General features: G+C 66.7%; 11 protein-coding genes. 10 read left to right on the forward strand and 1 reads right to left on the reverse strand.

Features of this window, described 5'->3' with window-relative positions; all coding sequences use genetic code 11:
* The first annotated feature begins 112 nt into the window (after positions 1–112).
* The 8 genes from IEY07_RS20195 (at position 113) to IEY07_RS20230 (ending at position 9,340) form a co-directional block, all read left to right on the forward strand.
* Positions 113–1,690: an acyl-CoA mutase large subunit family protein gene (locus IEY07_RS20195; protein WP_188897261.1), complete on the forward strand. Its 1,578-nt coding sequence runs from the start codon at positions 113–115 to the stop codon at positions 1,688–1,690.
* Between the two features lie 246 nt (positions 1,691–1,936).
* Positions 1,937–2,359, forward strand: coding sequence for a hypothetical protein (locus IEY07_RS20200; protein ID WP_188897263.1), 423 nt, complete (start codon positions 1,937–1,939; stop codon positions 2,357–2,359).
* Between the two features lie 44 nt (positions 2,360–2,403).
* On the forward strand, positions 2,404–3,612 hold the full coding sequence (locus IEY07_RS20205) for an amidohydrolase (RefSeq protein WP_229670397.1): 1,209 nt from the start codon (positions 2,404–2,406) through the stop codon (positions 3,610–3,612).
* A 153-nt stretch (positions 3,613–3,765) separates the two neighbouring features.
* The gene (locus IEY07_RS20210; RefSeq protein WP_188897265.1) at positions 3,766–4,884 is read left to right on the forward strand and encodes a BMP family lipoprotein; all 1,119 of its coding nucleotides are present in this window, start codon (positions 3,766–3,768) and stop codon (positions 4,882–4,884) included.
* A gap of 8 nt (positions 4,885–4,892) precedes the next feature.
* Positions 4,893–6,488: an ABC transporter ATP-binding protein gene (locus tag IEY07_RS20215; protein WP_188897416.1), complete on the forward strand. Its 1,596-nt coding sequence runs from the start codon at positions 4,893–4,895 to the stop codon at positions 6,486–6,488.
* On the forward strand, positions 6,485–7,639 hold the full coding sequence (locus IEY07_RS20220; RefSeq protein WP_229670398.1) for an ABC transporter permease: 1,155 nt from the start codon (positions 6,485–6,487) through the stop codon (positions 7,637–7,639). The genes IEY07_RS20215 and IEY07_RS20220 overlap by 4 nt, the downstream gene beginning before the upstream one ends.
* Positions 7,636–8,937, forward strand: a complete 1,302-nt coding sequence (locus IEY07_RS20225) for an ABC transporter permease (RefSeq protein ID WP_188897267.1) — start codon at positions 7,636–7,638, stop codon at positions 8,935–8,937. The genes IEY07_RS20220 and IEY07_RS20225 overlap by 4 nt, the downstream gene beginning before the upstream one ends.
* A gap of 7 nt (positions 8,938–8,944) precedes the next feature.
* On the forward strand, positions 8,945–9,340 hold the full coding sequence (locus tag IEY07_RS20230; protein WP_188897269.1) for a cytidine deaminase: 396 nt from the start codon (positions 8,945–8,947) through the stop codon (positions 9,338–9,340).
* A 72-nt stretch (positions 9,341–9,412) separates the two neighbouring features.
* On the opposite strand, the gene IEY07_RS20235 is transcribed toward IEY07_RS20230, so the two are convergent.
* Complete coding sequence (locus IEY07_RS20235) at positions 9,413–10,279, reverse strand: endonuclease domain-containing protein (RefSeq protein WP_188897270.1); 867 nt, start codon at positions 10,277–10,279, stop codon at positions 9,413–9,415.
* Between the two features lie 157 nt (positions 10,280–10,436).
* Here IEY07_RS20235 and IEY07_RS20240 point away from each other — a divergent pair, with 157 nt between their 5' ends.
* Positions 10,437–11,528, forward strand: coding sequence for an adenosine deaminase (locus tag IEY07_RS20240; RefSeq protein ID WP_188897272.1), 1,092 nt, complete (start codon positions 10,437–10,439; stop codon positions 11,526–11,528).
* The gene (gene cls, locus IEY07_RS20245; protein WP_188897274.1) at positions 11,525–12,997 is read left to right on the forward strand and encodes a cardiolipin synthase; all 1,473 of its coding nucleotides are present in this window, start codon (positions 11,525–11,527) and stop codon (positions 12,995–12,997) included. The genes IEY07_RS20240 and cls overlap by 4 nt, the downstream gene beginning before the upstream one ends.
* Positions 12,998–13,000: the final 3 nt, after the last annotated feature.

A 13,000-nucleotide genomic window follows, 5' to 3' on the forward strand; every position in this document is an offset into this window, starting at 1 on the left:
TTCCCAAGGCGTTCCGGCGGCCCATGATCACCGGCCAAACCCCCGATGGCCGGTCAGGTGCCCGCGTACCACTCGGTGCGCGGGCACTCTTGTCTTCGGTACGCTACCGACGATGGAGCGCTTCACCGAATCGGGAATGCCATTCGCGCCCGTCTACGGACCCGAGGATCTTGCCGGGTTCGATCCGGCTCGTCTCGGCGCGCCCGGGGAGTTCCCCTACACCCGCGGTGTCTATCCGGGGATGTACACCCAACGACCGTGGACGATGCGCCAGTACGCAGGCTTCGGGACCGCGCAGCAGTCCAACGAGCGCTATCGGGAGCTGATCGAGGCCGGCACTACCGGTCTGTCGGTCGCCTTCGATCTGCCCACCCAGATGGGCTACGACTCGGACGCGCCGCTGGCCCACGGCGAGGTCGGCAAGGTCGGGGTGGCGATCGACAGCCTGCAGGACATGCGGCTGCTCTTCGACCGGATCCCGCTTGGCGAGGTGTCGACGTCGATGACGATCAACGCCCCCGCGGCGGTGTTGCTGCTGCTCTATCAGTTGGTGGCCGAGGAGCAGGGCGTCGATCCGGCGAGGCTGACCGGCACCATCCAGAATGACGTGCTCAAGGAGTACATCGCCCGCGGCACCTACATCTATCCGCCGGCCGCGTCGTTGCGGCTGGTCAGCGACACCTTCGCCTACTGCAACCAGGTGCTGCCGCGGTGGAACACCATCTCGATCTCCGGCTACCACATGGCAGAGGCCGGCGCGCATCCCGCGCAGGAGATCGCCTTCACGCTGGCCGACGGCATCGCCTACGTCGAGGCCGCGATCAAGGCCGGACTGGCGGTCGACGACTTCGCGCCCCGGCTGTCCTTCTTCTTCGTCTCCCGGACCACGCTGCTGGAGGAGGTGGCGAAATTCCGGGCGGCCCGGCGGATCTGGGCGACGATCATGCGTGATCGTTTCGGTGCACAGAATCCGAAGTCGATGATGTTGCGGTTCCACACCCAGACCGCAGGGGTGCAGCTGACCGCCCAGCAGCCGGAGGTCAACATGGTGCGGGTCGCGGTGCAGGCGCTGGCGGCCGTGTTCGGTGGCACTCAGTCGCTGCACACGAACTCATTCGACGAGGCGATCGCGCTGCCCACCCAGAAGGCGGCCCGGCTGGCGTTGCGGACCCAGCAGGTGATCGCCTACGAGACCGATGTCACTGCCACCGTCGACCCGTTCGCCGGCTCCTACGTGATCGAATCGCTGACCGATGATCTTGAGGCGCACATCCTGGAGCTGATGCAGGCGGTCGACGACCGCGGTGGCGCGGTGGCCGCGATCGAGGAGAACTACCAGAAGAACGAGATCGAGCAGACGGCGTACGCGACCGCCCAGCAGATCGACTCCGGCGACCGGGTCGTCGTCGGGGTCAACCGCTTCGCGCTGGATGCCGAGGAGCCGTACGAGCCGTTACGGGTCGATCCGGCGATCGAGCAGGAACAGGCCCAGCGACTGGCCGGCCTGCGCCGTCATCGCGACGACGCTGCCGTACGGAAATCGCTTGATCAACTGCGTGACGCGGCGACCGGGGACAAGAATGTCTTGTATCCGATGAAGGACGCCCTGCGTGCATTGGCGACCGTCGGTGAGGTCTGCGACACGCTGCGTGACGTCTGGGGACGCTATGTCCCTCCGGACAGCCTCTGAGCATGCACCCCGGATGGTGCATAGTTCCCCGGTATGAAAGTCTCCCGGGCGATGATCGCCGCCGTTGCGGCCGCAGGGTTGCTGCTGGCTGGTTGTACAGACGATGATCAGTCGGGTTCGGACGCTGGTAGGACGGCCGCTCCGACGAGTGCGGCCGCGAGCCCGCAACAGACTCCGACTCCGACCCTGACACCGACGCCGAGTCCAACACCTACCCCGACGCCTACCCCGACGCACGCGGCCGGTGTGACCACGACCGTCGGCGGGTCGCCCAAGCTGGAGTCGAAATCCGACAAGCGGACCGTCGCAATGCTGAAGGCCTTCTGGCCGGCCTACGAGAAGTCTCTGGCCGAGCACGAACTCGACTCCCTGATCTACCTGACAGCGCCGGACATGGTCGGGCCGCTGAAGAAGCAGTTCAAGGCCGACAAGTCGGCGCACCGCGAATACAGCGGCAAGGTCACGGTGACACTCAAGAAGGTCGACACCACGACGCGGGGCGGCACGGTCCTGGCCTGTGTGGACACCAGTCACCTGACCACCACCACCAACGGCAAGAGCCGGCGCGGCAGTGCCAGCGGCCAGCGGATGCAGATCAGCGTCTTGTACCTTTCGTCCGGACAATCGTTCGGGGTCGGCCCTTCGACCACGGTCAAGGGCGTCTGCTAGACCCGGCACGGCGCCGGTCCACCGCCAGGTGCAAAACTGAGCCAGTGTCGAATTCGGATCCGGAGCTGGAAACCAAGATCAACTCGCTGGTCGACGATTTCGGCCGGGACCTGATCGACTTCCGGCGCGACCTGCACGCCCATCCCGAGCTCGGCTTCGCCGAGCACCGGACGACCGATCGGATCATCGCCGCGCTGACCGCAGCCGGGCTGCAGCCGCGGCGGCTGCCGTCGGGCACCGGGCTGCTCTGCGACATCGTGCCTGAGGGGGCACAGGACCAAGCTCGGATCGGACTGCGCGGCGACATCGACGCGCTGCCGATCCCCGACGGCAAGGACGTCAGCTATCGCTCGACCAACGCCGGGGTTTGTCACGCCTGCGGTCATGACGTGCACGCCACCGTCGTGCTCGGCACCGGTCTTGTGCTGGCCCGGCTGCGCGATCTCGGCCTGCTGGCCAAACCGGTCCGGCTGATCTTCCAGCCCGCGGAGGAGCCAAGCCCGGGCGGGGCACCGGTCGCCATCGACGCCGGCGCGCTCGACGGCGTCGACGAGGTGTACGCCTTCCACTGCGACCCGCGGACCGAGGTTGGCAGGATCGCACTGCGGGTCGGCCCGATCACCTCCGCCAGCGACCGCGTACTGGTCCGGCTCACCGGCGGCGGTGGTCACACCTCCCGTCCGCACCTGACCGCGGATCTGGTCACTGCACTCGGGCAGATCGCGGTGACCGCGCCGCTGCTGTTGTCCCGGCGGATCGATCCGCGAGGCGGCAGCTCGTTGGTCTGGGGCCGGATCCAGTCCGGCACGGCGGCCAACGCGATCCCCGACATCGGCGAACTGGAGGGCACGGTCCGGTCCACCCGGATCGAGGGCTGGCGCGCTGCCCAGGAGGTGCTCCCGGACCTGATCCGCCAGATCGCCGCCCCGTCCGGCGCGACCGTGCTGGTCACGGTGACGCCGGGCGTCCCGCCGACCGTCAACCATGCGGTCGGGGTCCGCCGGCTGACCGAGGCGGCGACCGGCATCCTCGGCGAGGGCACAGTGGTCAGCACCGAACAGTCCCTGGGCGGCGAGGACTTCTCCTGGATGCTGGACAAGGTCCCGGGAGCGATGGCCCGGCTCGGCGTCCGCAACCCGCAGCAGTTGGAAGCCGTCGACATCCACCAGCCGCGCTTCGATCCCGACGAGCGGGCCATCGGTGTCGGTGTCCGGGTCTTCAGCAGGCTCTGCGCCACGGCCGGATCGCACTGACCCGTTACAAACTCGTATCGGGCTTTCCCACGAGGACCGGGATTTCGCCTCCAACCACTACAGTGCCGCATGGCTCGGGCACCCATCCCTTCACCAGATCTTCGCCCGGGATTCAGATCAGTCCGGAAGATCCCGGCCTGAAGAGGAGGCGGAGTGAAGAAATCCCTGTTCGTGAGCGCGACGGCGGCTGCGGCGGTCGTCCTGGCACTCGCCGGCTGCGCGAAGCCGCCGGCATCGTCCAGCGGAGCGCCTGCCAACACACCGGCGGGTGGCAAGACCTCGGCCGCGGCGCCGGCAGGCGGTTTCAAAGCCTGCATGATCTCCGACACGGGCGGCTTCGACGACAAGTCCTTCAATCAGACCTCGTACAAGGGCATGGAGGACGCCAAGAAGGCGCTCGGTATCCAGACCGCCTCGGTCGAGTCGAAGGCCGCTTCCGATTACGCGACCAACATCCAGTCGATGGTCGACGCCAAGTGCAACGTGATCGTCACCGTCGGCTACACGCTGTCCGACGACACCCTGGCGGCGGCCAAGAAGAACCCGGACATCGACTTCGCCATCGTCGACAACTACGACCCGAAGTACGCCGAGGTCAAGAATCTCAAGGGTCTGCAGTTCAACACCGCACAGTCGGCGTTTCTCGGCGGCTACCTCGCTGCGGCGATGACCAAGACCGGCAAGGTCGGCACCTTCGGCGGCCAGAAGCTGTCGACCGTGACGATCTACATGGACGGCTTCGCCCAGGGCGTGCAGTACTACAACCAGCAGCAGAAGAAGGACGTCCAGGTGCTCGGCTGGGATGTCGCCAAGCAGGACGGTGACTTCACCAATGACTTCAGCAATCCGTCGACCGGGCTGACCCAGGCCAAGAACCTGATCAGCCAGGGCGCCGACGTGATCTTCCCGGTCGCCGGCGGCGCCGGCGAGGGTGCACTTCAGGCTGCCAAGGCCAGCAGTGGCAAGGTCAACACCATCTGGGTCGACACCGACGGCTGTGTGAGCGCCGCTGATTACTGCCCGCAGATCATCAGCAGCGTCTACAAGGGCATGGATGTCGCGGTGCAGAAGGTGATCACGGACTCCAAGAACGGCACCTTCGATCCGTCGCCGTACGTCGGAACGCTGCAGAACCAGGGCACCGGGCTCACCGGCTTCCACGACTGGGACTCCAAGGTTCCGGCCGACGTCAAGTCCCAGCTGAAGCAGCTGCAATCCGACATCATTTCCGGCAAGATCAAGATCACCTCCAAGGCCCAGCCGACCAGCTAGCCGTGGCGATGACCCCTGACGCACCCGAGGCCGCGGATTCCCGCGCAGACGAGAGTCTGCGGCTGAGCGGGATCACCAAGCGGTTCGGCAGCCTGGTCGCGAACTCCGGCATCGACCTGGAGCTGCGACCGGGGGAGATCCACTGCCTGCTCGGAGAGAACGGTGCCGGCAAGTCAACGCTGATGAACATCCTCTACGGGCTGCTGCAGCCCGACGAGGGACAGATCGTCGTCGACGGCGTGCCGCGGGTCTTCACCGGCCCGCGGAACGCCATCGACGCCGGTATCGGCATGGTGCACCAGCACTTCATGCTCGTCGACGTCTTCACCGTGGCGGAGAACATGATCCTCGGGCGCGAGCCGGGGACGCTGGGATTGATCAATCTGCGACAGGCCCGGCGACGGGTGACCGAGTTGTCGCAGCAGTACGGCCTCAGCGTCGACCCGGACGCCAGGATCGAGAATCTGCCGGTCGGCATTCAGCAGCGGGTGGAGATTCTCAAGGCGCTCGCCAACGACGCCCGGTATCTGATTTTCGACGAGCCGACCGCCGTCCTCACCCCGCAGGAGATCGAGGAGTTGATGCGGGTGATGAGGTCCCTGCGCGACGAGGGCAAGGGCGTCATCTTCATCACCCACAAGCTGCGCGAGGTGCGGGCGATCGCGGACCGGATCACCGTGATCCGTCGCGGTGCGGTGGCCGGCGTTGCGGGACCGGGCGAATCGGAGGCGTCGCTGGCCGAGAAGATGGTCGGCCACCAGGTCAGCCTGACGGTTTCCAAACAGCAGCACGAGGCCGGGGACGTACGGCTGCGGCTCTCCGGGGTGACCGCTGTCGCGGCGAACGGCTCGGTGGCCGTCGACGACCTCGACCTCGAGGTCCGCGGCGGCGAGATCCTTTGTATAGCAGGGGTTCAGGGCAACGGGCAGTCGGAGCTTGCCGCGGCACTGATCGGCACCTACCCGCTGAGATCGGGAACGATCATGGTCGACGGCCGGACCGTCGACCGGTTCACCACCAAGGAACGGATCGACGCTGGTCTCGGCTACGTGCCCGAGGACCGGCAGCACGACGGCTTCGTCGGCAGCTACAGCGTCGCCGAGAATCTCGTGCTGAATTCCTATCACAAACCGCCGTACGCCCAGGGCCTGGCACTGCGCGGCGGCGTGATCCGCAGCAACGCCCGGGATCGGGTCGCCGAATTCGACATCCGGACCACCTCGATCGATACCGAGGTCGCCGCGCTCTCGGGCGGCAACCAGCAGAAGGTCGTTCTGGCCCGGGAACTGTCCCGGGAACTGGCGGTGCTGGTGGCCAGCCAGCCGACCCGCGGCGTCGACGTCGGCGCGATCGAGTTCCTGCACAAGCGGCTGGTAGCCGAGCGGGACCGCGGCACCGCGGTGTTGATCATCTCGACCGAGCTCGACGAGGTCGCAGCACTTGCGGATCGGGTCGCGGTGATGTTCCGGGGCCGGATCGTCGGCATCGTCGGTCCGCACACCTCCCGCGAGGTGCTCGGGTTGATGATGGCGGGCGCATCGGTCGAAGAGGCAATGGCCTCGGCCGACGTCACGACCGAGGAGACGGAAGGAGTCGTGACGTGACCCGGTCATCGTGGTGGACAGAGATCCTGACCACGATCGCGGCCATCGTGCTGGCGTTGATCATCGGGGCCGTGGTGATGGTCGTCTCCGACCCCGACGTGCTCGACAAGTACGCCTACTTCTTCTACCGACCTGGCGATGCGCTGGCTGCCTCCGGCGACAAGATCGGCAGCGCGTACTTCGCACTGCTGAAGGGCGCGGTCGGCAGCTGGGGAGCGATCACGCAATCGACGTCCCAGGCCGCACCGCTGATCTTGGCCGGGCTCGGCGTCGCGCTGGCGTTCCGCGCCGGCCTGATCAACATCGGCGGCCAGGGCCAGGCGATCTGGGGCGCGATCTTCGCCGCCTACATCGGCTTCGGGGTCCACCTGCCGTTGGTGATCCACGTCCTGGTGGCGTTGATCGCCGGCGTCCTGGGCGGTGCGATCTGGGGCGGCCTGGTCGGCTGGCTGAAGGCCAGGACCGGCGCCCACGAGGTGATCGTGACGATCATGCTCAACTACGTCGCGATCCGGATGCTGGCCTGGCTGCTGACCACGCCGGCCTTCCAGCGGCCCGGACGGACCGATTCGATCTCGCCGATCGTCGACTGGACCGCGACCTTCGCCCGCCTGGCGGGTTCGCAGCTGCATGTCGGCTTCGTGCTCGCACTGCTGGCAGCCGCCGCGGTGTGGTGGCTGCTCGAGCGGTCGACCCTCGGGTTCGCCCTGAAGGCCGTCGGTGCGAATCCGCACGCCGCGGCGACCGCCGGGATGAGCGTTGCCCGAACGACGATCATCGTGATGGTGCTCGCCGGAGCCCTGGCCGGGCTGGCAGGTGTCGACGCTGCGCTGGCACCGAGCGACAGCGGCGTCCCGGTGCCGCTGTCCAACGGCATCGTCGGAGATGTCGGATTCGATGCTGTGACGGTCGCTCTGGTCGGCAGGTCCCGCCCGGTGGGGGTGGTGCTGGCCGGTCTGTTGTTCGGTGCCCTGCACACCGGTGGCCTGGGCATGCAGGGCGCCCAAACGCCGGGCACGGTGACCGACGTCCTGCAGGCGTTGATCGTGCTCTTCGTCGCCGCTCCGGCACTGGTCACCCGGTTGCTGCCCTTCCTGCGTCGGCGCGCCGCCCGCTCGGCGACGCCGGAGTCGACCGGAGCGCTGACGTGAGTGGGGAGCGTACGACGGCCGGGTCGCTCGAGGGATCGGTCCTCGAACCGGGACGATCGCTGGAGACCGCGGCGCTCCGTCGCCAGCGGCTGTCGGTCGGGATCCTGATCTCGGTCGTCGGACTGTTGCTGCTCGGCCTGCTGGCCGCCACCCACGGGACGGCACGGTTCGCGCTCTCGAACGCCTTCGACCCGGTCCAGCTACCGACGGTGTCGCTGCCCGGGCTGCCGCTGGTGCTGGTCTGCGGACTGTTGTGCGTGGCGGCCGGCGCCGGACTGCTGACCGGTCGGTTGGCCGGCCGGTTCCAGACGCTGGCCGGAACCGTCGGCGGCGTCGGATTCCTGGTCGGCTTCCTGACCTGGGCGGCGGCCGGACGTGCGCTGCCGTTCCCGGTCAGCAACCAGATCGCCCAGACCTTCGCGGTGGCGACTCCGCTGGTGCTCGGTGCTCTCGCCGGCGTGCTGTGCGAGCGGGCGGGCGTGATCAACGTCGCGATCGAGGGCCAATTCCTGGTCGCAGCCCAAGCCGCCGCCGTCGTAGGGACGGTCACCCAGTCGATCGCCTGGGCGATCATCGCGGCCGCGCTGGCCGGCGTGGGGATGGCAGCCCTGTTGGCGGTGTTCGCGATCAAGTACCGGGTCAACCAGGTCGTCCTGGGCGTGGTGCTCAACCTGCTGGCCAGCGGCATCACCGGCTTCCTGCTGGACCAGAGATTCAGCCAGAGCAATCTGAACAGCGCTCCGGTGATGTCCAGCATCGCGATCCCCGGTCTGTCGAAGATCCCGTTCATCGGTCCGGTCGTCTTCGACCAGAACATCCTGGCCTACCTCGCCGGCATCTCGGTGCCCGTCGTGTGGGTGCTGCTGTTCAAGACCTCGTGGGGCCTGCGGGTCCGTTCGGTCGGTGAGCATCCCCGGGCGGCCGACACCGTCGGGATCAGCGTGACCGGGATGCGCTGGTCGGCGGTCTTGGTCGGCGGAGTCTTCGCCGGCATCGGCGGTGCCTTCTTCATCCTGGCCGCAACCGGTCACTTCACCCGTGATTTCACGAACGGCAGCGGTTTCATCGCCCTGGCCGCGGTGATCATGGGCCGCTGGCACCCGGGCTGGGCGGCGCTGATGGCGATCTTCTTCGGATTCGCCACCGAGCTCGGATCCCAGGTGCAGACCCTCAACACGCCGGTGCCCAGCGACTTCCTGCAGATGCTGCCCTATGTCGCCACCGTGATCGCGGTCGCCGGCCTGATCGGCCGGGTCCGGCCGCCCGCGAGCGACGGCGAGCCCTATCAGAAGGCATGATGACCGGGTGAATCAGACCATCGACTGGGAATCGCTGCGGACGGCGGCGCGCGAAGTCAACCAGAAGGCCTACGCACCGTACTCCCGGTACCGGGTGGGCGCCGCCGGCCTGGTCGACGACGGCCGGATCGTGGTCGGCTGCAATGTCGAGAACGCGGGTTACGGCGTCACGCTGTGCGCGGAGTGCGGCGTGGTGTCCCAACTGCACAGCACCGGCGGCGGCCGCCTGATCGCGGTCGCCTGCGTCGATGCCCAGGGCCGACCGCTGATGCCCTGTGGCCGCTGCCGGCAGTTGCTCTGGGAGGCCGGCGGTGCCGACTGCCTGCTGGACACCGCCACCGGCCCGCGCCCGATGAGCGAAGTGCTCCCGGACGCCTTCGACGTCGCGGATCTCAATCGCTGATCGCGAAGAACGTCCTTCCGGATTCTCTGAGCTGCCTTGTTCGGGCCTCATCACCGATCCGCAGGGACGTTGTCAGCGTTTGAGCGCTCTGGTGATGCAGTCGATCACCCACTCCGGATCATCCGACACCTGTCGCCAGGTGAAGTTGAGCACCGTATAGCCAGCGAGGACGAGCTCGTTGCGTCGGCGCCGATCGTTCTCGAACGCCTCCCGGTCGCTGTGGAACTCCCAGCCGTCGAACTCGACGATCAGTCGCGCACGGCGGAACAGCACGTCGGCGAAATAGCCGCCGCCTCGGGTGTCCACCCAGACGTTGGTCCGCCAGCCGGTGATCCGCTTCTGCCGCAAGAGCCGATGGCCCAGTCGTTCCAGTTCTGACCACGGTTGATCGCGTGAGTCCTGGAGGATCTGCAAACGTGTCCCGTTCCCACGGCGTCCGCGCATCGCTGCCAGTGCAGCGGTCATCGCGGACAGGGTCGCCTGTCTGCTGCGGAGCGCTCTATCAATGACGGCAGGTCCGTCGTCATCGGCTGCAAGTTCGACCGCGGTGTAGGCGGGGTTGGACATGCGAAGGCCCGAACGCAACCATGTGAGCTCGGGTGGCACGGTCGAGTTGACAACCGGCCAGCCGGACTGAGGTCGGGGCGGATTCCGGACGGTGAAGCTGATCGTCGTGTTCTCACAGGTCCGCCAGAACGTGAGCCTGGCCGCCGAATATCGGGTGACGACGGAGTTCGGGCCCGCCCAGGACGACCCGATCCGCAGCCGGATAGCCCAGGAGTCGGCGCCCTCGGGTGTGGTCAGGAAGCCGGGGAGCAGGTTGACCAGTTGCCCGGACGCCTGCAGCCGGTCCAATCGATACCGGAGCCGATCAGGGCAGTCCCGACGTCGGAGGTAGCCTCCGTTGTCGCGCAGCAGTTGTTCGATGTCTGCCTTCACATCCTTATTTATGTGGCTGAGGGCGGCTGATGGTTCACCACAGCATCGCTTCTGTGGACAGCGCTGAGAACGTGCTTGCGGTTGTGGAAAACTGTTCGATTCCGGCCTCGCCGAGAATCCGCGACGACATTATTAGCGCGTTGACTATGCTTGGGCTGTGGTCGCTCGTGACGTGTTGCACCGGGCACCCAAGGTGCTCCTCCATGATCATCTGGACGGCGGACTGCGCCCGCAGACGATCGTCGACCTGGCCGGTGTCATCGGACACGAGCTGCCGACGTCCGATGCGGACGGTCTGGCCCGCTGGTTCGCCGAGTCCTGCAATTCCGGCTCGCTCGAGCTATATCTGGAGACCTTCCGGCACACGGTCGCGGTGATGCAGACCCCTGACGCCCTGCGCCGGGTGGCCAGGGAGATGGTGCTGGATCTGGCTGCCGACGGGGTCGTCTACGTCGAGTCACGCTGGGCTCCCGAACAGCACCTGACTGCCGGACTGGAGCTTGATCAGGCGGTCGCGGCAGTTCGCGACGGCCTCGCGGAGGGCATGGCCGAAGCCCGGGTCAAGGGCACACCGATCGTCGCCCGGCAGATCCTGACCGCGATGCGGCACGCCTCCAGTGCCCGGGAGATCGCCGAGTTGGCGATCCGGCACCGCGACGAGCGTGTCGCCGGCTTCGACATCGCCGGCGCCGAGGCCGGTTACCCGCCCACCCGGCACCTGGACGCGTTCGACTACATCAAGCGCAACAACGGCTACATCACCATCCACGCCGGTGAGGCGTTCGGGCTGCCGTCGATCTGGGAGGCGGTGCAGCTCTGCGGCGCCAACCGGCTCGGGCACGGCGTCCGGGTGATCGACGACATCACGATCTCGGGCGACCAGGTCCAGCTGGGCCGGCTGGCGAGCTACATCCGCAATGTCCGGGTGCCGCTGGAGATGTGCCCGTCGTCCAATGTGCAGACCGGTGCCGTGGCCTCGATCGCCGATCACCCGATCCGGATCCTGGCCCAGCTCGGCTTCCGGGTGACGGTCAACACCGACAACCGGCTGATGAGTAACACCACCATGACCAGAGAGTTCGAGCGGCTGTCCGACGCGTTCGACTATCAGCTCAGCGACATCCGGTGGCTGACGCTGAACGCGATCAAGAGCGCCTTCTCACCCCACCCGGACCGGCTCGCGCTGATCGAGAACGTGATCAAGCCGGGCTACCAGACCCTGCTCGAGGAGCTGGACCAGTCCGCATGAGCGGTAGTGAAGTCGTCAACATCATCGCTCTGATCGTCGCCATCGTCCTGCTGGTCAACATCGTTGGGGCGATCATCACGCTCTTCCTGGAGCGACGTGACACGGCATCCTTGTGGGCCTGGATCCTGGTGCTGACGCTGATCCCGGTGCTCGGCTTCGTGCTCTACCTGTTCATCGGCCGCCGGATCACCAAGACCAAGATCTTCCGTCTGCTGGACGGGTCGGAGACCGGGCATTCCAAGGCCGGCAAACAGCAACTGGCCGAGGTCGGCCGGCACGAGTACGAATTCGTCAATGCCGTCAGCCGGTCCAACGTCGAGCTCGCGACCCTGCTGATGAACGACGACGTCGGATCGCTGAGTCACAACAACGCCGTCACGGTCTTCGACGACGGGGCCGAGAAATTCGAGGCGTTGATCAACGACATCAGGTCGGCGACCGATCACGTGCACGTCCTCTACTACATCTTCCGGTCCGACCTGATCGGAACCCGCGTCCTGGAGGCGCTGATCGAACGCGCCGAGGCCGGCGTCGCTGTACGGCTGTGCTTCGACGCGTACGGCGGCCGCGGGATCGCGAAGAAGCACCTCAAGCTGCTGCGCGCCGCGGGTGGGGAGGCGTACCCGTTCTTCCCGAACAACTTCGGCCCGGTCAACTTCCGGGTCAACTTCCGGACCCACCGCAAGATCGCCGTGATCGACGGTCGGGTCGGCTACGTCGGCGGCTTCAATGTCGGCGATGAGTACGTGACGCCGACCAAGAAATTCGGCTACTGGCGTGACACCCATCTGCGGATCGAGGGCAGTGCCGTGGAGTCGTTGCAGACCCGGCTGCTGATGGACTGGAATGTCGCCGCGCCGAAGGATCGCCGGGTCGGGCACGACCCGCGCTACTTCCCGGTCGTCGAGACCAGCCCGGGTGATGTGGCGGTCCAGATCGCCTCCAGCGGCCCGGATTCGGAATGGGAGTGGATCAAGTACGGCTACCTCAAGGCGATCCACGAGGCGAACGAGTCGATCCGGATCCAGACCCCGTACTTCATGCCCGACGCAGCAGTGATGGACGCGCTCAAGATCGCCTCGCTGTCCGGGGTCGACGTCCACCTGATGATCCCGGACAAGCCGGATCACCCGCTGGTCTACCCGGCGACGTTGTCCTACGCCGACGAGCTGGCCAAGGTCGGGGTCAACGTGCACATCTACGAGGGCGGATTCCTGCACGCCAAGACGCTGTTGATCGACGACGAGGTCGCCTCGGTCGGTACCGCCAACTTCGACTACCGCAGTTTCCGGCTCAATTTCGAGGTCAACGCCTTCATCTACGATGTCGAGCTGGGCAAGCGGATGGCCGCGATCTACGAACGCGATCTGCTGTACTGCCGCACCTTCGACCATGATCAGATCTACCGCCGACCGTTCGTCGGCCACATGAAAGAAGCCGTCAGCAGGCTCGTCGCACCCCTGCTCTGATTA

The sequence above is a fragment of the Microlunatus endophyticus genome (assembly GCF_014646195.1).
Taxonomy (GTDB): domain Bacteria; phylum Actinomycetota; class Actinomycetes; order Propionibacteriales; family Propionibacteriaceae; genus Microlunatus; species Microlunatus endophyticus.

What these genes read in the sequence shown, in the direction of transcription:
- IEY07_RS20195 (WP_188897261.1), top strand. Translation starts at nt 113, where the DNA reads ATGGAGCGCTTCACCGAATCGGGAATGCCATTCGCGCCCGTCTACGGA.
- IEY07_RS20215 (WP_188897416.1), top strand. Translation starts at nt 4,893, where the DNA reads ATGACCCCTGACGCACCCGAGGCCGCGGATTCCCGCGCAGACGAGAGT.
- cls (WP_188897274.1), top strand. Translation starts at nt 11,525, where the DNA reads ATGAGCGGTAGTGAAGTCGTCAACATCATCGCTCTGATCGTCGCCATC.